The sequence below is a fragment of the Streptomyces galbus genome, from assembly GCF_005280195.1.
In the GTDB taxonomy this organism is placed as follows: domain Bacteria; phylum Actinomycetota; class Actinomycetes; order Streptomycetales; family Streptomycetaceae; genus Streptomyces; species Streptomyces galbus.
Map to the genome: position 1 here is coordinate 124,219 of NZ_SZPR01000018.1, position 20,976 is coordinate 145,194.

The 20,976-nt window shown below is 74.2% G+C and carries 21 protein-coding genes and 1 tRNA gene; 9 read left to right on the top strand and 13 right to left on the bottom strand.

Annotated features, from left to right (window positions below; genetic code table 11):
- Positions 1-23: 23 nt before the first annotated feature.
- Positions 24-617: a TetR/AcrR family transcriptional regulator gene (locus tag E4U92_RS21730; RefSeq protein ID WP_137302118.1), complete on the top strand. Its 594-nt coding sequence runs from the start codon at positions 24-26 to the stop codon at positions 615-617.
- Between the two features lie 68 nt (positions 618-685).
- Here the strand turns inward: E4U92_RS21730 and E4U92_RS21735 are convergent, their stop codons facing one another.
- A complete protein-coding gene (locus E4U92_RS21735) occupies positions 686-1,900 on the bottom strand; it encodes an acyl-CoA dehydrogenase family protein (protein WP_137302119.1) in 1,215 nt (404 codons plus the stop codon).
- 6 nt (positions 1,901-1,906) lie between these two features.
- The gene (locus E4U92_RS21740) at positions 1,907-2,929 is read right to left on the bottom strand and encodes a phosphotransferase family protein (RefSeq protein ID WP_137302120.1); all 1,023 of its coding nucleotides are present in this window, start codon (positions 2,927-2,929) and stop codon (positions 1,907-1,909) included.
- 255 nt (positions 2,930-3,184) lie between these two features.
- Between E4U92_RS21740 and E4U92_RS21745 the strand changes: the two genes are divergently transcribed.
- On the top strand, positions 3,185-4,159 hold the full coding sequence (locus E4U92_RS21745; RefSeq protein ID WP_137302121.1) for an NADP-dependent oxidoreductase: 975 nt from the start codon (positions 3,185-3,187) through the stop codon (positions 4,157-4,159).
- 55 nt (positions 4,160-4,214) lie between these two features.
- On the opposite strand, the gene E4U92_RS21750 is transcribed toward E4U92_RS21745, so the two are convergent.
- From E4U92_RS21750 to E4U92_RS21765, 4 genes are read right to left on the bottom strand one after another with little or no spacing between them, the layout of a single operon-like run.
- Entirely contained in the window at positions 4,215-4,577 is a 363-nt protein-coding gene (locus E4U92_RS21750; protein ID WP_137302122.1) for a DUF202 domain-containing protein, read from the bottom strand.
- Positions 4,574-4,966, bottom strand: a complete 393-nt coding sequence (locus E4U92_RS21755; protein ID WP_067235108.1) for a YidH family protein — start codon at positions 4,964-4,966, stop codon at positions 4,574-4,576. The genes E4U92_RS21750 and E4U92_RS21755 overlap by 4 nt, the downstream gene beginning before the upstream one ends.
- Before the next feature lie 41 nt (positions 4,967-5,007).
- On the bottom strand, positions 5,008-5,523 hold the full coding sequence (locus E4U92_RS21760; RefSeq protein ID WP_137302123.1) for an NUDIX hydrolase: 516 nt from the start codon (positions 5,521-5,523) through the stop codon (positions 5,008-5,010).
- 23 nt (positions 5,524-5,546) lie between these two features.
- Positions 5,547-6,440 carry a DMT family transporter gene (locus E4U92_RS21765; RefSeq protein WP_137302124.1) on the bottom strand — a complete coding sequence of 298 codons (894 nt, stop codon included), beginning with the start codon at positions 6,438-6,440 and terminating at the stop codon, positions 5,547-5,549.
- Between the two features lie 246 nt (positions 6,441-6,686).
- Here E4U92_RS21765 and E4U92_RS21770 point away from each other — a divergent pair, with 246 nt between their 5' ends.
- Complete coding sequence (locus tag E4U92_RS21770) at positions 6,687-7,430, top strand: molybdopterin-dependent oxidoreductase (protein ID WP_229862666.1); 744 nt, start codon at positions 6,687-6,689, stop codon at positions 7,428-7,430.
- The gene (locus E4U92_RS21775; protein ID WP_137302125.1) at positions 7,414-8,040 is read left to right on the top strand and encodes a cytochrome b/b6 domain-containing protein; all 627 of its coding nucleotides are present in this window, start codon (positions 7,414-7,416) and stop codon (positions 8,038-8,040) included. The genes E4U92_RS21770 and E4U92_RS21775 overlap by 17 nt, the downstream gene beginning before the upstream one ends.
- A 21-nt stretch (positions 8,041-8,061) precedes the next feature.
- On the opposite strand, the gene E4U92_RS21780 is transcribed toward E4U92_RS21775, so the two are convergent.
- Together E4U92_RS21780 and E4U92_RS21785 are read right to left on the bottom strand one after the other, a co-directional pair.
- Complete coding sequence (locus tag E4U92_RS21780; protein WP_137302126.1) at positions 8,062-9,459, bottom strand: GntP family permease; 1,398 nt, start codon at positions 9,457-9,459, stop codon at positions 8,062-8,064.
- Between the two features lie 60 nt (positions 9,460-9,519).
- Complete coding sequence (locus E4U92_RS21785) at positions 9,520-10,038, bottom strand: gluconokinase (protein WP_137302127.1); 519 nt, start codon at positions 10,036-10,038, stop codon at positions 9,520-9,522.
- Between the two features lie 143 nt (positions 10,039-10,181).
- Between E4U92_RS21785 and E4U92_RS21790 the strand changes: the two genes are divergently transcribed.
- A complete protein-coding gene (locus tag E4U92_RS21790) occupies positions 10,182-10,883 on the top strand; it encodes a FadR/GntR family transcriptional regulator (protein WP_137302128.1) in 702 nt (233 codons plus the stop codon).
- A gap of 30 nt (positions 10,884-10,913) precedes the next feature.
- On the opposite strand, the gene E4U92_RS21795 is transcribed toward E4U92_RS21790, so the two are convergent.
- The 4 genes from E4U92_RS21795 to E4U92_RS21810 all read right to left on the bottom strand — a co-directional run bounded on the left by E4U92_RS21795 (position 10,914) and on the right by E4U92_RS21810 (position 17,048).
- Positions 10,914-11,327 carry a YchJ family protein gene (locus E4U92_RS21795; protein ID WP_137302129.1) on the bottom strand — a complete coding sequence of 138 codons (414 nt, stop codon included), beginning with the start codon at positions 11,325-11,327 and terminating at the stop codon, positions 10,914-10,916.
- A 96-nt stretch (positions 11,328-11,423) separates the two neighbouring features.
- Positions 11,424-12,749: a M1 family metallopeptidase gene (locus E4U92_RS21800; RefSeq protein ID WP_137302130.1), complete on the bottom strand. Its 1,326-nt coding sequence runs from the start codon at positions 12,747-12,749 to the stop codon at positions 11,424-11,426.
- A 77-nt stretch (positions 12,750-12,826) separates the two neighbouring features.
- Positions 12,827-16,690: a Pls/PosA family non-ribosomal peptide synthetase gene (locus tag E4U92_RS21805; RefSeq protein WP_137302131.1), complete on the bottom strand. Its 3,864-nt coding sequence runs from the start codon at positions 16,688-16,690 to the stop codon at positions 12,827-12,829.
- A gap of 270 nt (positions 16,691-16,960) precedes the next feature.
- Positions 16,961-17,048, bottom strand: a tRNA-Leu gene (locus E4U92_RS21810).
- A gap of 204 nt (positions 17,049-17,252) precedes the next feature.
- Between E4U92_RS21810 and E4U92_RS21815 the strand changes: the two genes are divergently transcribed.
- From E4U92_RS21815 to E4U92_RS21825, 3 genes are all read left to right on the top strand, one after another.
- The gene (locus tag E4U92_RS21815; RefSeq protein WP_137302132.1) at positions 17,253-18,578 is read left to right on the top strand and encodes a M20/M25/M40 family metallo-hydrolase; all 1,326 of its coding nucleotides are present in this window, start codon (positions 17,253-17,255) and stop codon (positions 18,576-18,578) included.
- 164 nt (positions 18,579-18,742) lie between these two features.
- The gene (gene chpH / locus E4U92_RS21820) at positions 18,743-18,976 is read left to right on the top strand and encodes a chaplin ChpH (protein WP_067235126.1); all 234 of its coding nucleotides are present in this window, start codon (positions 18,743-18,745) and stop codon (positions 18,974-18,976) included.
- Positions 18,977-19,088: 112 nt separating this feature from the next.
- Complete coding sequence (locus tag E4U92_RS21825; RefSeq protein ID WP_137302133.1) at positions 19,089-19,862, top strand: chaplin; 774 nt, start codon at positions 19,089-19,091, stop codon at positions 19,860-19,862.
- 83 nt (positions 19,863-19,945) lie between these two features.
- On the opposite strand, the gene E4U92_RS21830 is transcribed toward E4U92_RS21825, so the two are convergent.
- Positions 19,946-20,134, bottom strand: a complete 189-nt coding sequence (locus E4U92_RS21830; protein ID WP_137302134.1) for a DUF5703 family protein — start codon at positions 20,132-20,134, stop codon at positions 19,946-19,948.
- Between the two features lie 47 nt (positions 20,135-20,181).
- Between E4U92_RS21830 and E4U92_RS21835 the strand changes: the two genes are divergently transcribed.
- The gene (locus tag E4U92_RS21835; RefSeq protein WP_137302135.1) at positions 20,182-20,886 is read left to right on the top strand and encodes a hypothetical protein; all 705 of its coding nucleotides are present in this window, start codon (positions 20,182-20,184) and stop codon (positions 20,884-20,886) included.
- The last annotated feature ends 90 nt before the right edge of the window (positions 20,887-20,976 follow it).

Sequence of the window (20,976 nt, forward strand, 5' to 3'; positions counted from 1 at the left end):
GAACGGAAAGGCAGGTGGCGGCAGTGCCAAGGACGACGGACGGTGACGGGACACCCGTGCCGCAGCGGCTGCTGGCCGCCGCCACCCGGCTCTTCGCCGAGCAGGGCTACGACCGCACCTCGGTGCAGGAGATCGTCGAGGCCGCCGGCGTCACCAAGGGGGCGCTGTACCACTACTTCGGCTCCAAGGACGACCTCCTGCACGAGGTCTACGCGCGCGTGCTGCGCGTCCAGCAGGAGCGCCTGGACGCGTTCGCCGGCGCCGACGAGCCCGTCGAGAAGCGGCTGCGCGACGCGGCGGCGGACGTCGTGGTGACCACCATCGACAACCTCGACGACGCCTCGATCTTCTTCCGGTCGATGCACCACCTCAGCCCCGAGAAGAACAAGCAGGTGCGCGCCGAGCGCCGCCGCTACCACGAACGCTTCCGCGCGCTGATCGAGGAGGGCCAGCGCGAGGGCGTCTTCTCCACGGCCAACCCGGCGGACCTCGTGGTCGACTACCACTTCGGCTCGGTCCACCACCTGTCGACCTGGTACCGCCCCGACGGCCCGCTCAGCCCGCAGGACCTCGCCGACCACCTGGCCGACCTGCTGCTGCGCGCGCTGCGCCCGTGACCGTCCTGAACCGTCCGTGACGCGACGACGGCCGGCCGGGGCGCCCGTGGCCCCGGCCGGCCGGTCCGTCACAGGTACTTCTTCAGCTCCCGGCGCGCCAGCGACCGCTGGTGCACCTCGTCGGGCCCGTCGGCGATCATCAGCGTGCGGGCCCCTGCGTACAGCTCGGCCAGCGGGACGTCCTGGCTCACCCCGCCCGCGCCGTGGAGCTGGATCGCCCGGTCGATGATGCCCACGACCGCGCGCGGCGTGGCGATCTTGATGGCCTGGATCTCGGTGTGGGCACCGCGGTTGCCGACGGTGTCCATCATCCACGCGGTCTTCAGCACCAGCAGCCGCAGCTGTTCCACGGTCACCCGGGCGTCGGCGATCCAGTTGTGCACCACGCCCTGCTGGGCCAGCGCCTTGCCGAACGCCGTCCGGGACACCGCCCGCCGGCACATCAGCTCGATCGCCCGCTCGGCCATGCCGATCAGCCGCATGCAGTGGTGGATGCGGCCGGGGCCGAGCCGGGCCTGGGCGATGGCGAAGCCGCCGCCCTCCTCGCCGATGAGGTTCGTGACCGGCACGCGCGCGTGGTCGAAGACCACCTCGGCGTGGCCGCCGTGGTAGTGGTCCTCGTAGCCGAAGACCTTCATGGCGCGCTGCACCGTGACGCCCGGGGTGTCGCGGGGGACCAGCACCATGGACTGCTGGCGGCGCACGTCCGCGCCGTCGGGGTCCGTCTTGCCCATCACGATGAAGATCCTGCAGTCGGGGTTCATCGCCCCGGAGATGTACCACTTGCGACCGGTGATCACGTACTCGTCGCCGTCGCGCTCGATGTGCGTGGTGATGTTGGTGGCGTCCGAGGAGGCCACCTCCGGCTCGGTCATGGCGAACGCCGAGCGGATCTCACCGGCCAGCAGCGGCTCCAGCCACTGCTTCTTCTGCTGCTCGTCGGCGAACTGGGCCAGCACCTCCATGTTCCCGGTGTCCGGGGCCGCGCAGTTCAGCGCGGTCGGCGCGAGCTGCGGGGAGCGGCCGGTGATCTCGGCGAGCGGCGCGTACTGGAGGTTGGTGAGTCCGGCGCCGTACTCCTCGTCCGGCAGGAAGAGGTTCCACAGGCCCTGGCGGCGCGCCTCGGCCTTCAGCTCCTCCACCACCGCCGGGGTGTCCCACGGCGAGGACAGCAGGGCGCGCTGCTCCTCGGCCACCGCCTCGGCGGGGTACACGTACTCGTCCATGAAGGCGAGCAGCTTGGCGCGCAGCTCCTCGGTGCGCGCGTCGAACGCGAAGTCCATGACCGGTCAGCCTTCCTGAAGAGTGGTCAGTCCGTGGTCGATGAAGACGGGGACGAGGTCGCCGATGCGGTCGAAGCCGCGCCCGACCGTCTGCCCCAGCGTGTACCGGTAGTGGATGCCCTCCAGGATCACGGCGAGCTTGAACCAGGCGAACGCCGTGTACCAGGAGACGGCGGAGACGTCCCGCCCCGAGCGCGCGGCGTACCGCTCGACCAGCTCCTCGGGGGAGGGGTGTCCCGGTGCCGTCGCCGTGGTGGACACGGGCGAGTCGGGCAGGCCCAGCGGCGTGCTGTACATCACCAGCAGGCCCAGGTCGGTGAGCGGGTCGCCGAGGGTGGACATCTCCCAGTCGAGGACGGCCCTGATCCGGTCGTCGTCCCCGATGAGGACGTTGTCCAGCCGGTAGTCGCCGTGCACCACGGCCGGCGCGGGGGAGCGGGGCAGCTCCCGGCCGAGCGCGGCGTGCAGCTCGTCGATGCCGGCCAGGTCGCGGCTGCGCGAGGCGTCGAGTTGCTTGCCCCAGCGGCGGAGCTGGCGGTCCAGGAACCCCTCGGGCCGGCCGAAGTCCGCGAGGCCGACCTCGGCCGGGTCCACGGCGTGCAGCTCGACCAGGGTGTCCACCAGGGACAGCACCGCGTCGCGGGTGCGCCCGGGGCCGAGCGGGGCGAGCTGGTCGGCGGTGCGGTACGGGGTGCCCTCGACGAACTCCATGACGTAGAAGGGGGCGCCGAGCACCTCCTCGTCCTCGCACAGCAGCACCGGCTCCGGCACCGGCACGCTCGTGGGGTGCAGGGCGCTGATCACCCGGTGCTCGCGCCGCATGTCGTGCGCGGTCGCGAGGACGTGGCCGAGCGGCGGCCGCCGTACGACCCAGCGGGCGGTGCCGTCGCCGACGGCGTACGTGAGGTTCGAGCGTCCGCCCTCGATCAGCCGGCCGGTGAGAGGACCCCCCACCAGACCGGGCCGCTCGCGGTCGAGCAGGGCGCGCAGCCGGTCCAGGTCGAGGCCGGGCGGGTGATCGGGGCTCATGCGGGCTCCTACGGGCGGGGTCAACGGAACTCGACTCATGATGCCGACCGGTCGGTATGTCGTCCAGTGGCCAGGCCCAACGTGATCGGGGCCACCTTATGTTTTTCGGCCCCGCGGGGGCAGGGACCGCCCCCGGAGGGGTACTGCAACGGGGCCGGCGCGGGTGGACGCGTCGGCGGACAGGTCGCCGCGCGGACGGCGCGCCCCCGGGTGCCCGGCTTGCGCGGCACGGGCGCACCCCGGAGGGTCGGTGGCATGAAGGGCATCAGCTACAGCCGGTACGGCGGACCGGAGGTCCTCGAGTACGGCGAGGTCCGCGACCCGAAGGTCGGACCCGACGCCGTCCTGGTCAAGGTCCGGGCCGCGGCGGTCAACCCGGTCGACTGGAAGGCCCGCGCGGGCTACCTCGACGGCATGCTGGAGGCCGTCTTCCCGGTCGTCCCCGGCTGGGACGTCTCCGGCGTCGTCGTCCAGCCCGGTGTCTCCGTGACCGAGTACGCGGCCGGCGACGAGGTCATCGGCTACGTCCGCGAGGACTTCCTGTCCCGCGGCACCTTCGCCGAGTACGTCGCCGCCCCGGTGCGCACCCTGGCCCGCAAGCCGCGCTCCCTCTCCTTCGAGGAGGCCGCGGGACTGCCCCTGGCCGGGCTCACCGCCTACCAGGTGCTCACCAAGGCGCTCCAGGTCGGGCGCGGCGACACGGTCCTCGTGCACGCGGCGGCCGGCGGCGTCGGCTCGATGGCCGTCCAGATCGCGCGCCACCTCGGCGCCCGCGTGATCGGCACGGCCGGCGAGCGCAACCACGACTTCGTGCGCTCCCTGGGCGGCGAGCCCGTGGCCTACGGCGACGGACTGGCCGACCGGGTGCGGGGGCTGGCCCCCGAGGGGGTCGACGCGGCCTTCGACACAGTGGGCGGCGACGCGCTGAAGGCGTCCGTGAACCTCCTCACCCCGGAGGGCCGGCTGGCCTCGATCGCCGACGGCGACGTCACCGGCTACGGCGGCCGCTACGTCTGGGTCCGCCCGGACGCCGACGACCTCGCCCACCTGTCCGAACTGGCCGACCGGGGTGTGGTCACGGTGCCCGTGGCGCAGACGTTCCCGCTGGAGCGCGCGGCGGACGCGTACCGCCTGAGCGAGGAGGGCCACGCCCGCGGCAAGATCGTCGTCACGGTCCCCTGGGAGGACCCGGCACCGGACCCGGGGCCCACCAAAGCGACGGGGTACTGAGGCGGGCGCGGACGCTCCCTGATCCGCCCTGATCGACAAGGCACCCCCTGGGACCTCACACCACCAGCGCCGCCGCGCACACCGCCAGCGCCACCGCGCACAGCACGGCCGCGGTGGCCTGCCGGGCGGACAGGGGCGCCGGGCGGGCCGACCGCGCGAGGGCCACGATCCTGCGCTGGGCCACGAGCAGGAAGGCCACCCACAGCGCGCAGCACACGGCGCACGCCACGACCGTGCCCGGCGAGGCCCCGCCGTGCAGCGCCGCCCGCACCGCGAGCACGGCGGCGACGGTGCCGGCCAGCGTCGTACGCCGCCAGGCGAGGCGGGTCCGCTCCGGCTGGAGCCCGGGGTCCCGGTCCGCGGCCGTCGGGCGGCCGTGCGCTCCGCCTGCCCCCGCTCCGGCCTCCCCCCGGCTCACCCCTCCCACCCGGCGAGCACCACGACCACCATCGCCACGGCCACCACCGCGACGACCACCCCGAGCAGGGCCGGGAACCGCGACGTCGGCAGGTCCTCGCCGCGCCGCATCGCCCGCTCGCAGCGCACCCAGTGGTTCACCGCGCGCAGCGAGCACAGCACCCCGGCCGCCAGCAGGGCGAGCGCCAGCCCCACGCGCCAGCCCCAGCGCAGGTCGGGCAGGAACTGGTCGACCGCGAAACCGCCGCCGATCAGAGCCAGGGCGGTGCGCAGCCAGGCCAGGAACGTGCGCTCGTTCGCCAGCGAGAAGCGGTAGTCGGGCGTGCTGCCCTCCTCGCGCACCTGCTCGGGCGCGAACCACAGGCGGACGTTCCGCACGAAGTCGATCACGCCCAGGACATTACCGGGCGCCCCGCACGGACCGCGTGCCGTCAGCGGGCCGCCCGGAACTCCCTGAGCCGGTCGTACGCGGCCAGTCCGTCGGGCACCCACTCCCAGGAGGCCAGGCGCCGCTCGACCTCCTCCTCGGGGAGGAAGTCGTGCCAGGCCACCTCCTCCGCCTGGGGGTGCACCGGGAGGGTGCAGCGGACCTCGTAGACCGCCGACCACCAGGTGTGGCCCGCGCCGTCGTCGTAGAGGAACTTGAACAGGAACTCCGGCCGGGGCAGGCCGCTCACCCCCAGCTCCTCCTCGGCCTCGCGCAGCGCCGCGTCGTCGTAGGACTCGCCCGCGCCGACCACCCCGCCGACGAACATGTCGTACAGCGACGGGAAGACGAGCTTCGTCGGGGTGCGCCGGTGGACGAAGACCCGGCCGTCGGCGTCCCGGGCCCGCACGAACACGCACCGGTGGCGCAGGCCCTCGGCGTACGCCCGTCCGCGCGGCGCCTGCGCGACGACCCGGTCCTGCTCGTCGACGATGTCGAGGATCTCGTCAGCAGCGCTCATACGGGCCATCCAAGCACGCGCGCTCAGCGCGGCTGGAGGTCGGGCACCTGCTCGCGCGGGGCCGTGCCCCGGGGCATCGCCGGGTGCAGGCCGAGCAGCACGATGCCCGCGACGATCGCCGCGAGACCCGCCGCCTCCCAGGCCAGGGCGCCGGTGTCGGTGTGCAGCCGGTCGCCCAGGAAGCCCACCCCGCAGGCGATCCCGGCCAGCGGCTGGGCCGCGGTCAGCGCGGGCAGCGACATGCGCAGCGGGGCCGTCTCGAACGCGCTCTGCACCAGCACCAGACCGGTCACGCCGAGCACCAGGACGCCGTACGGCTGCCACCCGGTCAGCAGTTCCGTGAACCCGCCGTCCGCGAAGCGCTCCCCGCTGACCCGGGTCAGCGCGTCCTGCACGCCGTAGAGCAGCCCGGCCGCGAGGGCCAGCAGCACCGGTCCCGCGCTGAGCCGTGAGCGCTTGGCGTACGTGGTCAGCAGCAGCGCCAGCCCCACCATCACCCCGATGATCAGCCAGTGCCGCAGCGGGTTGGTGACCGCGGTGCCGCCGCGTGGCTCGCCCGCCACGATGAACGCCGTCACCCCGCCGGCCAGCAGCGACAGGCCCGTCCAGCCCTGGCGGCCGAGGGGCTGCCGGGTGCGGCGCCGGGACAGCGCGAGCGCGAACAGCAGGTTGGTCGCCAGCAGCGGCTCCACCAGGGAGACCTCGCCCCGGCCGAGCGCGAGGGCGCCGAGCACCATGCCGGCCACCATCAGGGCGATGCCGCCCAGCCAGGTCGGCACCCGCATCAGGTCGAGCAGCAGACGCGGCGACAGGAAGTCACCGAGGGGCGCCCGCTGCGCGGCGGCCTGCTGGAGGACGAACCCGAAACCCAGGCAGCACGCGGCGCTCACGGCGAGAGCGAGAACCAGAACCGACACGCTGCGCACCTCGATCAATCCGGCCGGGCCACGGGTCGTAGTGGCCGACTGTAGCGTCCTCGTGCCCGCACCGGCCCGGGGGAGGCCCGCAACGGCGCATTCCGGGCAGTCGCTCCATGCTGCGGTGTCCGGCGCCGCACCGCCATGGCGCACGCCACACGCACCGGTGGGGGACGGGTGGGAAACGGTGACGAAAGTCTGACGGGCACCCCGCGTCCCTGGCCCCGCCCCGCCCCGGGTGCTCGAATGGACCCCGTGAACCCCGTGGACCCCGAACATCCCGAGGAGCGCGGCGCCCCCGTCGGCCGGCGCGTCTTCCTCGCCACCCTGGGCCTCGGCGCACTCGGCGTCGTCGCCGCGCCCCCGCTGCAGCGCGGCCTGGAGGCGTTCCTCGGCAGCGCCGCCGACAAGGACCCCACGGGCCTGACCGGACTGCTCCCCAACGGCGGCGGCTTCCGCTACTACTCGGTGACCTCCTCGGTCCCGCACCGGAACGCCGCGACGTACCGCCTCAGCGTCGACGGCCTCGTCGACCGCCCGCGCCGCTACACCCTCGCCGACCTGCGGGCCCTGCCCCAGACCCGGCTGGTCAGGGACGTGCAGTGCGTCACCGGCTGGCGGGTCCCGGGCACCCCCTTCGAGGGCGTGCGGCTGTCCGCGCTGCTCGACGCGGCCGGGGTGCGGGCCACGGCGGGCGCGGTCCGCTTCACCTGCTTCGACGGGGCGTACTCGGAGAGCCTGACCCTGGAGCAGGCCCGCCGGCCGGACGTCCTGGTCGCCCTGCGCATGAAGGACGAGGACCTCGGCCACGACCACGGCGGCCCGGTGCGCCTCTACGTGGCCCCGATGTACTTCTACAAGTCCGCCAAGTGGCTCTCCGGCATCACCGTCACCGAGGACGTGCGGCCGGGCTACTGGGAGGACCGCGGCTACGACGTCGACGCCTGGGTCGGCCGGTCGAACGGACGCGACGATGACCCTACGAGCTGACCCCGCCCCGGCGGCCGCCACCCGCGTCCCGCGCTTCGGTCCGGCCCAGCGCCGGGTCCACCGCGCCACCGCCCTGCTCATGGGCGTGTGCGTGGGCACCGCCGCGTGCCTGTACGTCCCCCAGCTCGCCGAGCTCGTCGGCCGCCGTGACCTCGTCGTCCGGATCCACGAGTGGGCCGGGCTGGCGCTGCCGGTGCCCGTCCTCGCCGGGCTGGCCTCCCGCGCGTTCCGCGCCGACCTGGGGCGGCTCAACCGCTTCGGCGCGCACGACCGGACCTGGCTGCGGGCCGCCCTGCGCCGGGACAGGCGCCGGGAGGCCCGTCCGGCGGGCAAGTTCAACGCCGGCCAGAAGCTCTACGCCTCCTGGGCCGCCGGAGCCACGCTGGTGATGCTCGGCACCGGACTGCTGATGTGGTTCACCCACCTCACCCCGGTCCAGTGGCGCACCAGCGCGACCTTCGTCCACGACTGGCTGGCCCTGACGCTCGGCATCGTCCTCGCCGGTCACATCGGCATGGCCCTGGGCGACCCCGAGGCCCGCCGCGGTCTGCGCACCGGCTCGGTGAGCCGGGAGTGGGCCGACCGGGAGCACCCCCTGTGGCGGGAGTGACCCGGCCGGCCCCGGCACCGGCTAGAGGATCAGCGACAGGAGCAGCACCAGGCCGCCCCCGACCACCGAGATGATGGTCTCCATGATCGACCAGGTCTTCACGGTCTGGCCGACGCTCAGCCCGAAGTACTCCTTCACCAGCCAGAAACCGGCGTCGTTGACGTGGCTGAAGAACAGCGAGCCGGTGCCGATGGCCAGGACCAGCAGGGCGGTGTGGGTCGTGGACATGTCGGCCGCGAGCGGGGCCACCAGGCCGGCCGCGGACACCGTCGCCACGGTCGCCGAACCGGTCGCCAGCCGGATCGCCACCGCGATCAGCCAGGCCAGCAGCAGTGCCGGGATCGACCAGTCCTTCGAGATCTCCAGCACCATCTGGCCCACGCCGCAGTCGATCAGCGTCTGCTTGAAGCCGCCGCCCGCGCCCACGATCAGCAGGATGCCCGCGATGGGCATGAGGCCCTTGTCGACCAGTCCCGAGATCTTCTCCCTGCCGAACCCGGCGGGCCGGGCCAGCGTGAAGATGCCGACGAGCACGGCGGCGAGCAGGGCGATCAGCGGCGAGCCGATCACGTCGAAGACGCGCTGCACGGTGTGCCCGGGGTCGTCCACGACGATGTCGACCAGCGCCTTGGCCAGCATCAGCACGACCGGCAGCAGGATCGTGGCCAGCGTCGCGCCGAAGCCGGGGCGCCGCTCCAGCTCCTCCGAGGGGCGCTGCGGGATCATCCGGTCGGGTGCCGGGACGTCCACCCAGCGGGCCGCGACCTTGGAGAACAGCGGACCGGCGACGATCACCGTCGGGACGGCGACCAGCACGCCGAGCGCCAGCGTCACCCCCAGGTTGGCGCCGACCGCGTCGATGGCGACCAGCGGGCCGGGGTGCGGCGGCACCAGGCCGTGCATCACGGACAGGCCGGCCAGCGCGGGGATGCCGATCCGCATCAGGGAGTAGTTGCCGCGCTTGGCGACCATCAGCACCACCGGGATCAGCAGGACGACGCCGACCTCGAAGAACAGCGGCAGGCCGATCACCGAGGCGATCAGCACCATCGCCCACGGCAGCGAGCGGCCGCCCGCCTTGGCGAGGATCGTGTCGACGATCTGGTCGGCGCCGCCGGAGTCGGCCAGCATCCTGCCGAGGATCGCCCCGAGGGCGATCAGCACGCCCACGCTGGCGACCGTGGCGCCGAGGCCGGTGGTGAAGCTGGTGATCACCTTGTCCAGCGGTGCCCCGGCGACCGCGCCCAGCGCGAGCGAGCCGATGGTCAGGGCCAGGAAGGCGTGCAGCTTGAACCGGGTGATGAGCAGGACGATGACGGCGATGCCCACCAGGACGGCTGTGCCGAGCTGGGCGTGTCCGGCCGAGGTGAGGGGCTCGACGGGGTCCGCTGCCAGCAGCTCGACGCTGAGTGTGGTCACGGGTTTCCTTGCAGAGAGGGGAGCCGACGGGGGAGTGCGACGGGGTCGGGCCGGTCGGCCCTACGGGGCCGGGTCGGGGAGCCGGTCCAGCGCGGTGACGGCGCGCTCGGTGATCCCCTCGGGGCCGCCGCCGACGTCGACGGCGACGCCCGCCTCGTCCGCCTGGAGCGGCTGGAGCGTGGCGAACTGGGAGTCGAGCAGCGCGGTCGGCATGAAGTGGCCCCGCCGGTGGGACATCCGGTCCTCGATCAGAGCCCGGTCACCGGTGAGGTGCACGAACACCACGCCGGGAGCGGCGGCCCTGAGCCGGTCGCGGTACGACCGCTTCAGCGCCGAGCAGCTCACCACCCCGCCCCGCCCGGCCCGCTCGTGGGCCCAGGCGCCGATGGCGTCCAGCCACGGCCACCGGTCCGCGTCGTCGAGCGGCACCCCGGCCGCCATCTTGGCGATGTTGGCCTGCGGATGGAAGTCGTCGCCCTCGGCGTAGGGAACGCCCAGCCGGGCCGCGAGCAGGGGACCGATGGTGGTCTTGCCCGTGCCGGCGACGCCCATCACCACGACGACGTGGGGGGTACGCATCAGTGCCTCGCTGTCTTCTTCGACCTCCGACACCGACCTCCGGCGTCGGCCACGATGAAACCCACTAGGTACGACGAATTCAAGAGTTTGTGACGAATAAGTCTGACTTTTTGGCTCCGTGATCCACCCCGTACGCTGAGTGCATGAGCACATCGGGCAGGGGGCTGCACGGCCGCGTACTGGACACCCTCGGTCCCGAGATCACGGCGGGCGGGTACCCGCCCGGCAGCGTCCTGCGCACCGACGAACTCGCCCAGCGCTTCGACGTCTCCCGGTCCGTGATGCGCGAGGCCGTCCGGGTCCTGGAGTCCATGCACCTCGTCGCCTCCCGCCGCCGCGTGGGCGTGACGGTGCTCCCGCCGGCCGAGTGGAACGTCTACGACCCGCAGGTCATCCGCTGGCGCCTGGCCGGCGCCGACCGCCCGCGCCAGCTCCGCTCGCTCACCGTGCTGCGCTCGGCGGTGGAGCCGGTCGCCGCCGGCCTCGCGGCCCGCAACGCCACGGCCGAGCAGTGCGCCGCGCTGACCGAGTGCGCGCTCGGCATGGTGGCCACGTCACGCGGCCACCGGCTGGAGGACTACCTGGTGCACGACACGGCCTTCCACCGGGTGATCCTCACCGCCTCCGGCAACGAGATGTTCGCCCGGCTCGGGGACGTCGTCGCCGAGGTGCTGGCGGGCCGCACCCACCACGAGGTGATGTTCGAGGACCCCGACCCGGCCGCGGTCACCCTGCACGTGCAGGTCGCCGAGGCGGTCCGCGAGGGCGACGCCGCCCGCGCGGAGGAACTCACCCGCGAGATCACCGTCGGCGCGCTGCAGGAACTGGACATCCTGGCGCCGTAGCGGACGCGGGGCCGGCGGCGTGCGGCGCGGTCAGACGCCGGGGAAGTCCCCGTCGACGTACGCCCAGGCCCCCTCCACCCGCTCGAACCGGCTGCGCTCGTGCAGCGCGCCGCCCCGGTAGGAGGCCCGGAACTCCACCACCCCGGTGGAGTGGAACGCGGTCCCGTCCTCGGTCGCCAGGATCTCCAGGCCCGTCCAGCGCATCCCCGGGTCGAGGTCGAGGCGGGCGGGCCGGGTCCCCGGGTGCCAGGTCCGCAGCAGGTAGTCCGCCTCGCCCCGCACGAACGCGCTGTACCGCGACCGCATCAGCCGCTCCGCGGTCGGCGCTTGGGCCTCACCGCGGTGGAAGCGCCCGCAGCAGGCGTCGTAGGACTCGGGCAGCCCGCACGGACAGCCGGCGGGCCCGGCGGCGGGACGGGACGTACGGGCGGGGCGACGGGCCATGGTCACCATTGTCCCCGACGAACCGGACGGGCCCTGACCGAACCGGCCCTGAACCGGCCTTGACCGCGGCCGTCCCCGGCCCCGGCCCCGGCCCGCTCAGTCCTCGGGCAGCGGCGGCAGCGCCGTGCCGTACACCCACGCGTCGAACAGCTCCTCCACCGGCTCGGGCGCGAAGCGCGCCACGTGCGCGGCGAACGTCTGCGTCGTCACCGCCCCGCCCCGGTGCAGGGACGTCCAGCCGCGCAGCATCCGGAAGAAGGCGTCGTCGCCCAGCGCGCGGCGCAGCGCGTGCACCGCCAGCCCGCCGCGTTCGTAGAGCCGGTCGTCGAACATCGCCTTGCGGCCCGGGTCGGCCAGCCGCAGGTCCTGCGGCAAGGACGACAGCAACCGGTGCGCCGCGGTAGCCGGTTGACGCGCCGGACGGCCGCCGGAACGCTCCGCCCACAGCCACTCCGCGTACTTGGCGAGCCCCTCGTTGAGCCAGATGTGCCGCCAGTCGGCGACCGAGACGCTGTTGCCGAACCACTGGTGCGCCAGCTCGTGCGCCACCAGCCGCTCCGAACCCCGTGCTCCGTCCACGTGGTTGGCGCCGAACAGCGACAACCCCTGCGCCTCGACGGGCACGTCGAGATCCTCCTCGGTCACCACCACCGCGTACTCGTCGAACGGGTAGGGCCCGAACAGCTCCTGGAACAGCTCCATCATCGCCGGCTGCCGGGCGAAGTCCCGCGAGACGTCGGCCAGCAGCTGCGCCGGGATGTGCGCGTGCTGCGGCACCCCGCCCGGCCCCGGGTCACCCAGCAGCACCGTCTGGTAGCGCCCGATCGCCAGCCCCACCAGGTAGCTCGACGTGGGCGCCGCCTGCTCGTACACCCAGGTCGTGGTGGACGCCTTGGTGGTCCGCGTCAGCAGCCGCCCGCCCGTCACCACGGAGTACGCCGACGGCGTCGTCACCGAGATCAGGTACGACGCCTTGTCGGCCGGCCGGTCGTTGCACGGGTACCACGAGGGCGCCCCGACCGGCTGGCTCGCCACCAGCGCCCCGTCGCCCAGCTCCTCCCAACCGAGCCCGCCCCACGGGCTGTTCACCGGCCGCGGATTGCCCGACCAGTGCACCTCGACGGTGAACGCCGCCCCGGGCCGCACCGGCTTGGCCGGGCGGACCCGCAGCCGCCCGCCCCGGTGCGCGTAGTGCGCCGGCCGTCCGTCCACCCGCACCCGGCCGATCCGGAAGTCGGCCAGGTTGAGCTGGAACTCGGTCAACGGCGCTCGCCCCGCGATGGCGTTGATCCGCGCCGACCCGCCGAGCCGGTTCGGGCCCGGCCGGTAGTCCAGCGTGAGCTCGTAGCGGTGCACGCGGTAGCGCGCGTCGCCGTTCGCCGGGAAGTACGGGTCCGGACCCGCTGACTGCTGGACTGCCACTGCCGTTGCCGCTCCCTGCGCCGTGCCGCTGCCCTGTGCCGCCGGTCCACCGCCCTCCGGCACCGAGTGGCCCGCGCTCACGGGCGCCACGCCTCGATCGGGTTGCCCAGCCAGCGGGTGCCGTCGGGGACGGACTCCGCGGCCATGACGAGCGACGCGGGACCCAGCGTCGCGCGGGCCCCCACCGTGCTGCCGGGCAGCACGATCCCGCCAGGGCCCAGCGTGGCACCCTCACGGAGGACCACAGTATCCGTCCGCAAGATCCGGTCGTGGAAGAGGTGCGTCTGCAGCACACAGCCCCGGTTCACGGTCGCCCCGTCCTCCAGGGTCACCAGGTCGCTCTCCGGCAGCCAGTAGCTCTCCACCCACACGCCCCGCCCGATGCGCGCACCCAGCGCGCGCAGCCAGGCCGTCATCACCGGCGTGCCCGGCACGGCACCGGCCAGCCACGGCACGGCCAGCACCTCGACGAAGGTGTCCGCCAGCTCGTTGCGCCACACGAAGCCGCTCCACAGCGGGTGTTCGCCCCGCCGGTGCCGCCCCACCAGCAGCCACTTCGCGACGACCGAGCACCCGCCCGCCGCGACACCCGCCCCGAGCAGGACCACGCCGCACAGCAACGGCGCCCACGCCCCGAGCGCGCACAGGGCCGCCACGGTCAGCAGGGCGATCCCGGCCGAGCAGAACACCGGCACGATCCGGCACAGCTCCACCAGCCCGCGCGCCCACAGCAGCCGTGCCGGCGGCTCGTAGGTGCGGCTCTGGTCGCCGCCCGCGGCACTGCGCGGCAGCCGCACCGGCGGCAGCCCCAGGTAGGAGCTGCCCTTCTTGGCCTTCTTCGGCGTCGCCGACAGCACCCCGACCAGCCCGCCGTCCGGCACCCGGCGGCCCGGCGCGGTCATCCCGGAGTTCCCGAGGAACGCCCGCCGCCCGATGCGCGCCCGCCCCACCCGCATCCAGCCGCCGCCCAGCTCGTACGGCGCGGTCAGCGTGTCGTCGGCGAGGAACGCGCCCTCGCCCACCGTGGTCAGGCTGGGCAGCGCCAGCACCGTCGACACCTCGGCCCCCCGCCCGATCCGCATGCCCAGCAGCCGCAGCCACACCGGCGTCACCAGCCCGGCGTACAGCGGGAACAGCGTCTCGCGGGAGCGGTCCATGAGCTGCGTCACCGTCCACGCCTGCCACCCGGTCCGGCTGTGCGTGGGGTGCGTCCCCTCCCGCAGCCCGAGGCTGAGCAGGCGTACGGCCACCAGGATCAGCAGCGCGTACGTCAGGCCGTAGGCCGACGTCGCCGGGACCAGGGCGAGCGCCGCGCCCGGCAACGGGTCACCGGCGTCCACGAACCGGCTCACCACCAGCAGCGCCATGGCGCCCGACACGACCGGCAGCAGCGCCAGACCCGCCCCGGACAGGCCGTACAGCGCCCCCCAGACCCGGCGGCGCGGCGGACGCTCCTGCGGCCAGGCGCGCTTGGCCCGCCCCAGCTCCACCGCGGGCGCGCCCGCCCAGCGCTGCCCGGTCGGGACCTGCCCGGTGACCGCCGAACCCGGCGCCACCTGGGCCCGCTTGCCGACCCGGGCACCCGGCAGCAGCGTGCTGCGGGTGCCGACCACGGCGTGCGCGCCCACCTTCACCGCGCCGATCTCCAGCCGGTCGCCGTCCAGCCAGTACCCGCACAGGTCGACCTCCGACTCCACGGCCGCGCCCCGGCCCAGCTTGAGCAGGCCGGTGACCGGCGGCAGCGCGTGCAGGTCCACGTCCGGCCCCACCTTCGCGCCCAGGGCCCGCGCGTAGCGCTGCAGCCAGGCGCCGGTCAGCGCGGTCGCGCCGGTGACCTCGGCCAGCCGCTCGGCCGTCCACAGCCGCAGGTGGACCGCGCCGCCGCGCGGGTACCTGCCCGGTCCCACGCCCCGGAGCAGCAGCCGTGCCCCGCCCGCGGCCAGGGCGATCCGGCCCGGCGGGCTGAACAGCGCCAGCGCACCGGCGGCCAGGAGCCACCAGGGCGCCGACGGCAGCCACCCGTAGCCCGGCAGCAGCGCGCCCAGCGCGGCGAGCGCCAGCGTCCAGCGCAGGCCCAGCAGGGTGAACAGGGGGAGCAGCAGCGCCAGCTGGACCGCCTGCGCCCGCCTCGGCACCGGCACGACCGTCCGGCCGGCGGTGTCGTCCTGCGCGGACCGCTCCAGCCGGCGGGCCAGCTTGCGCAGGGTCGGGTGCTGGTAGACGTCCAGGACGGCCGCGCTCGGATAGCGGGTCCGCAGCCGGGTGGTGAGCCGGGCGGCGGCCAGGCTGCCGCCGCCGATCGCGAAGAAGTCGTCCGAGGCACCGCTCACGGGGACGCCGAGCACCTCGTGCCACTGCTCGGCGAGCCACGCCTCGGTGCCGTACAGCTCCTCGGCCGGGCCGCCGCTCCCCAGCCCCTCCAGCGGCCAGGGCAGGGCGGCACGGTCCACCTTGCCCGAGGTGCGCGTCGGCAGCGCGTCGACGGGCGCCAGCAGCGGCACCAGCGCGGCGGGCAGTTCCGCGCGCAGTTTCGCCACGGCCACCGCCGGGTCCCAGCCGTCCTGCGGGACGACGTACCCGACGAGGAGCTGGTTGCCGCCGCGCGCGGTGCGCACCGCCGCGGCCGCGCCCGCGACCCCGGGCAGCGCCTGCAGGGCGGCGTCCACCTCGCCCAGCTCGATGCGCCGCCCGCCGAGCTTGATCTGCTCGTCGGCCCGCCCGAGGAACACCAGGCCCTCCGGGTCGGCCCGCACCAGGTCGCCGCTGCGGTACGCCCGCTCCCAGCCGAGCGCCGGCAGCGGCGCGTACTTCTCGGCGTCCTTCGCGGGGTCCAGGTACCGGGCGAGCCCCACCCCGCCGATCACCAGCTCGCCGCTGCCGCCCGGCGGCACCGGCTCCCCGGCCCCGTCGACGACGGCCAGCTCCCAGCCGCGCAGCGGCAGCCCGATCCGCACCGGCTCCTCGCCGGTCATCAGCGCGGCGCACGCCACCACGGTGGCCTCGGTCGGCCCGTAGGTGTTCCACACCTCGCGTCCCTCGGTCACCAGCCGCTGCGCCAGCTCGGGCGGGCACGCCTCCCCGCCGAAGATCAGCAGGCGAACGTCGTTGAGGGTGTCCGGCTCCCACAGCGCGGCCAGGGTCGGCACCGTGGACACCACGGTGATCTCCTGCTCGACCAGCCACGGCCCGAGGTCGGCGCCGCTGCGCACCCGGTCGCGCGGCACCGGCACCAGACAGGCGCCGTACCGCCAGGCCAGCCACATCTCCTCGCAGGACGCGTCGAACGCCACCGACAGCCCGGCCATCACCCGGTCCCCGGGCCCGATCGGCTCCTCGGTGAGGAACAGCGCGGCCTCGGCGTCCACGAACGCGGCGGCGCTGCGGTGCCGCACGGCGACGCCCTTCGGCTTCCCGGTGGAGCCGGAGGTGAAGATGATCCAGGCGTCGTCCTCGGCGCCGGGCCGGGCGGCACCGGTCCCGGGGCCGGTGCCGGTGCCGACGACGGTGACCGTGGGACCGGCGGTCACGACGGCCCGTACGCCCGCCTCGCCGAACACCAGCTCGGCCCGCTCGTCGGGGTCCTCCGCGTCGACCGGCACGTAGGCGGCGCCCACGGCCAGCACGGCGAGGATCGTGACGTAGAGCGCGTTGGTGCCCGACGGCACCCGCACCCCCACCCGGTCCCCGCGCCCGACGCCCGCCGCCGCGAGCCGGCGCCGCAGCCGCTCGACCTCGGCGGCCAGCGCGCGGTAGGTGAGCCGGCCGGTGCCGTCGTCCAGGGCGGGTTCCTCCGGGTGGGCGCGCACGGACGCGTCGAACACGTCGACCAGCGTGCGCGGGGAGGCGGCCGGACCCCCGGTGTAGCGGGCCGTGCCGGGGAAGGGATCGGGCGGTTCCTCGTCGAGCAGGCCGAGCGCACTGCTCCCGTGTATCGCGGCCATCGGGTCCTCGCGTCTGTCACCCGGGATCCTCCGGGGCGCTGGCGGGGCCCGCAGGTCTGCCTGGGGTTGTCCGGCTCCAGCTTCACAACAAGCCGGAAATTTTAGTACGAGGGTGGCTTCGGCCCGTTCAACCGGCCACCGGAGGGCGGCCGTTCGGGGGACTGTCGAGCCGTGGCACCCGCCGCTGACCTCGCCGTTCGCGCGGCCGGCGAGAGATCGCCCACATCCGACGACGAAGGGCCCGACCAGTCTCACTGGTCGGGCCCCTGCTGGTGTCCGAGGGGGGACTTGAACCCCCACGCCCGATAAAGGGCACTAGCACCTCAAGCTAGCGCGTCTGCCATTCCGCCACCCGGACAAGGTGTCTGTCGGCCGGGGTTTCCCCTGCGGCGACGACGTAAACATTACCAGGCTTTCCGGGGTGGCCGATCACGGGCCGGACGCGCCCGGGCGGCCCGCCCGCGTGAACGCGGTGTGACGGGCCGGGACCGGCCTTGGGCCCCGGCGTGCGGGAGAGGGAGGATGAGGGGGACCCACAGCAGTGACAGCGGGAGGAAGCAGCGTGAGCGACACGGACCCGGCCCAGACGGTCACCGGCGAGGACGAGGTCGTCGACCTCTGCCGCGAGCTGATCAGGTTCGACACCAGCAACTACGGAGACCACTCGGGACCGGGTGAGCGCGCCGCCGCCGAGTACGTGGCCGAGAAGCTCGCCGAGGTGGGCCTCGAACCGCGGATCTTCGAGTCCCACCCGGGACGCGCCTCCACGGTGGCCCGCATCGAGGGCGAGGACCCGTCCCGGCCCGCCCTCCTGATCCACGGCCACCTGGACGTCGTACCGGCCAACGCGGCCGACTGGACCCACGACCCCTTCTCCGGCGAGGTCGCCGACGGGTGCGTGTGGGGGCGCGGCGCCGTCGACATGAAGGACATGGACGCGATGACCCTCGCGGTCGTGCGCGACCGGCTGCGCAGCGGCCGCCGCCCGCCGCGCGACATCGTCCTCGCCTTCCTCGCCGACGAGGAGGCGGGCGGCACCTACGGCGCCCGGTACCTCGTCGACCACCACCCCGACCTGTTCGAGGGCGTCACCGAGGCGATCAGCGAGGTCGGCGGCTTCTCGTTCACGGTCAGCGAGCAGCGGCGGCTCTACCTCATCCAGACGGCCGAGAAGGGCATGCACTGGATGAAGCTCACCGTCGCCGGGACCGCAGGCCACGGGTCGATGATCCACCGCGACAACGCCATCACCGAGCTGTCCGAGGCCGTCGCCCGCGTCGGCCGGCACAAGTTCCCGGTCCGGGTCACCAAGACCACCCGCGCCTTCCTCGACGAGCTCGGCGACGCCCTCGGCACCGAGCTCGACCCGGAGGACATGGAGTCGACCCTGGCCAAGCTGGGCGGCATCGCCAAGCTCATCGGGGCGACCCTCGGCAACACCGCCAACCCCACCCAGCTCAACGCCGGCTACAAGGTCAACGTCATCCCGGGCGAGGCCACCGCCCACGTGGACGGACGGTTCCTGCCGGGCCACGAGGAGGAGTTCCTCGCCGACCTCGACCGGCTCCTCGGCCCGAACGTCCGCCGCGAGGACGTCCACTCCGACAAGGCGCTGGAGACGTCCTTCGACGGCGCCCTGGTGGAGGCCATGCAGGCGGCGCTGCTCGCCGAGGACCCGATCGCCAAGGCCGTGCCCTACATGCTCTCCGGCGGCACCGACGCCAAGTCCTTCGACGACCTCGGCATCCGCGGCTTCGGCTTCGCCCCGCTGAAGCTGCCCCCGGAGCTGGACTTCGCGGGCATGTTCCACGGCGTGGACGAGCGCGTGCCGGTCGACGGACTGCAGTTCGGCGTGCGGGTCCTCGACCGCTTCATCGACGCGTCGTGACGCCCTGACCCCGTCCGGGACACAGATGATCAGGTAATCGGGCGCCCGTGCGAGACCGGCCGGGAAGAGTGAATCCGACGATAAGCTCGTAGCCCGATTACGCCCTCCTCGTTACAGGTGACGTGATCCGCACTTGGGATCGCATTACCGACGTAGGAGGAACAATGATCAAGAAGATCGTCGCTGCCGCGGCTGCCACCGGTGGTCTGGTGCTCGCGGGCGCCGGCCTGGCCGTCGCCGACTCGGGTGCCCAGGGTGCCGCCGTGCAGTCCCCGGGCGTCGTGTCCGGCAACGTCATCCAGGTGCCCGTGCACGTGCCGGTGAACGTCTGCGGCAACACGGTCAACGTGATCGGGCTCCTGAACCCCGCTTTCGGCAACACCTGCTTCAACAAGTGACGCACGCCCGCTGAGGGCTCGTCCACACGGTCGGTCCCGGAGCGTGCGCCCTGCGCTCCGGGACCGGCGTTTTTCCAGGATTCTTCTCCAGGGGGAAGGCAGGGATGCAGCAGTGCGACAGGTCACCCGCAAGGGTCTCATGACGATGGCGGCGGCGACGGGGGTGATCGCCGCCGCCGGCGGTTACGCCCACGCCGACTCGGGAGCCACCGGCTCCACGTCCCACTCGCCCGGCGTCCTGTCGGGCAACACCGTGCAGGTGCCCGTGCACGTGCCGGTCAACGTCTGCGGCAACACCGTCAACGTGGTCGGCGCCCTCAACCCGTCGGTCGGCAACGCCTGCACCAACACCGGGCAGCCGGACGGGAAGCCGCGCGGTCACGGCGGCAGCCACCAAGGCGGCAGTCACGGCGGCAGCCACACGGGCGGCGGCTCCGGCGCGCACGGCGGCTCCGGCGGCGCGCAGGCCGGCGGACACACGGGCGGCTCGCCCGGTGTGGGCTCCGGCAACCAGGTCCAGGTCCCGGTCGACGTGCCGGTCAACGTGTGCGGCAACAGCGTCAGCGTCATCGGCGTCGGCAACGCGGTCCTGGGCAACGACTGCGCCGACGCCGCGCACCCCGGCGACCGCGGCCCGCACCACCCGGGCAAGCCCGGCCACCCGCACCACCCGGGCAAGCCGGGCGGCGGGGTCGAGTCCCAGGGCGGGCCCTCCGGGCACCTCACCCCGGCCGGCTCCGCCGCGCAGGCGGCCGGACGCGGCGACGTCGGCGCCCAGCTCGCCCACACCGGCGGCGACGTCCCGCTGGGGCTGGCCCTGCCGGCCGGCGCGGGGGCGCTGCTCGCGGGCGCGGTCCTCTACCGCAGGGCCCGCGCCTCGGCGTAGCCGCCCGCGCAGGCACGACGGAGCGGGCCCCACCACCCGGGTGGGGCCCGCTCCGTCGTGCGTGGCCCGGTCGCCGTCTCAGCTCACCACGTGGCGCGTACCTGGCGGATGATCCGCCGGCGCAGCCGCACCTTGCGGCTGCCGTCCCGCATCAGGCTCAGACGGTGCAGCTCCCAGTGTCCGTACTCGGCGTGGTCGGTCAGCAGACGCGCCGCCTCCTTGCGGGAGACCCCGCGCGGCACGTACACGTCGACGAATTCGTATTCCGGCATCGCATCTATTGTGCGGTCTGGGGCCCGGTACGGATAGCGTCTGCACTATGTCTGATGCTGTGCAGCCCACCGCTGCCGAGGTACGCGCCGCCGCCGAGGCGGTCAAGGCCGCGCTCGACCGCCACCTGGCCGCGGTCGAACGCCGGTCGGGGGAGGACGACCCCGCCGTCTACGAGGCGTTCAACGAGCTGGCCGCGGCCGCGGAAACGTACGACGAGCTGCTCTACGACCGGTACGACGAGGTCACGCCCTTCGAGATCCCCGGCGCGGAGGACAGCCTGCCGCCGTACGCGGGGCCGGAGGAGCCGAGCGCGCTCAGCGTGCTGATCCGCCGCGACTACTCGGTGGCCGAGCCCCAGCGTCTGCTGGCCCAGGCACAGCGCATCGAGGCCGCGGACGAGGAGCTCCCCGGCGCGGGAGCGGGCGCCTCGCGCACGGTGCACGGGGCGCTGGGACTGCTGTTCGGCGAGTTCGAGCCGGACGAGATCGCCTCCCGGCACAAGGAGTTCGGCCTGGAGGAGGGCGACTCCACGCTCTGGGTGGTCGCCGCGGACGAGCCGGCCGAGCCCGGTGAGTGGCTCGAGTCGCCGTTCGAGGAGCCGGACCCGCAGCAGGTGGTGTGCCGCTTCGACGTCAGCGCCGTCTTCGACGACGAGCTCGACGGCCCGGACGACGAGGAGGACGACGACATCGAGCGCGAGCTGGGACTGGAGGGGGACGAGGACCTGGAGCCGCTGGACGCGGACCGCTGAGCCGAGCGGTCCCGCGGTCCTCGCCGCCGGGTGGACGGCGCCGGTCAGCACGGGTCTCCCCGTGACCGGCGCCGTTCGCCTGTCCGTCCC

Bases quoted from the DNA above. Each gene is read 5' to 3' on its own strand.
- E4U92_RS21735 (WP_137302119.1), bottom strand. From the start codon at position 1,900: ATGGACTTCGCGTTCGACGCGCGCACCGAGGAGCTGCGCGCCAAGCTG.
- E4U92_RS21740 (WP_137302120.1), bottom strand. From the start codon at position 2,929: ATGAGCCCCGATCACCCGCCCGGCCTCGACCTGGACCGGCTGCGCGCC.
- E4U92_RS21745 (WP_137302121.1), top strand. From the start codon at position 3,185: ATGAAGGGCATCAGCTACAGCCGGTACGGCGGACCGGAGGTCCTCGAG.
- E4U92_RS21760 (WP_137302123.1), bottom strand. From the start codon at position 5,523: ATGAGCGCTGCTGACGAGATCCTCGACATCGTCGACGAGCAGGACCGG.
- E4U92_RS21770 (WP_229862666.1), top strand. From the start codon at position 6,687: ATGGACCCCGTGAACCCCGTGGACCCCGAACATCCCGAGGAGCGCGGC.
- E4U92_RS21775 (WP_137302125.1), top strand. From the start codon at position 7,414: ATGACCCTACGAGCTGACCCCGCCCCGGCGGCCGCCACCCGCGTCCCG.
- E4U92_RS21785 (WP_137302127.1), bottom strand. From the start codon at position 10,038: ATGCGTACCCCCCACGTCGTCGTGGTGATGGGCGTCGCCGGCACGGGC.
- E4U92_RS21790 (WP_137302128.1), top strand. From the start codon at position 10,182: ATGAGCACATCGGGCAGGGGGCTGCACGGCCGCGTACTGGACACCCTC.
- E4U92_RS21795 (WP_137302129.1), bottom strand. From the start codon at position 11,327: ATGGCCCGTCGCCCCGCCCGTACGTCCCGTCCCGCCGCCGGGCCCGCC.
- E4U92_RS21805 (WP_137302131.1), bottom strand. From the start codon at position 16,690: ATGGCCGCGATACACGGGAGCAGTGCGCTCGGCCTGCTCGACGAGGAA.
- chpH (WP_067235126.1), top strand. From the start codon at position 18,743: ATGATCAAGAAGATCGTCGCTGCCGCGGCTGCCACCGGTGGTCTGGTG.
- E4U92_RS21830 (WP_137302134.1), bottom strand. From the start codon at position 20,134: ATGCCGGAATACGAATTCGTCGACGTGTACGTGCCGCGCGGGGTCTCC.
- E4U92_RS21835 (WP_137302135.1), top strand. From the start codon at position 20,182: ATGTCTGATGCTGTGCAGCCCACCGCTGCCGAGGTACGCGCCGCCGCC.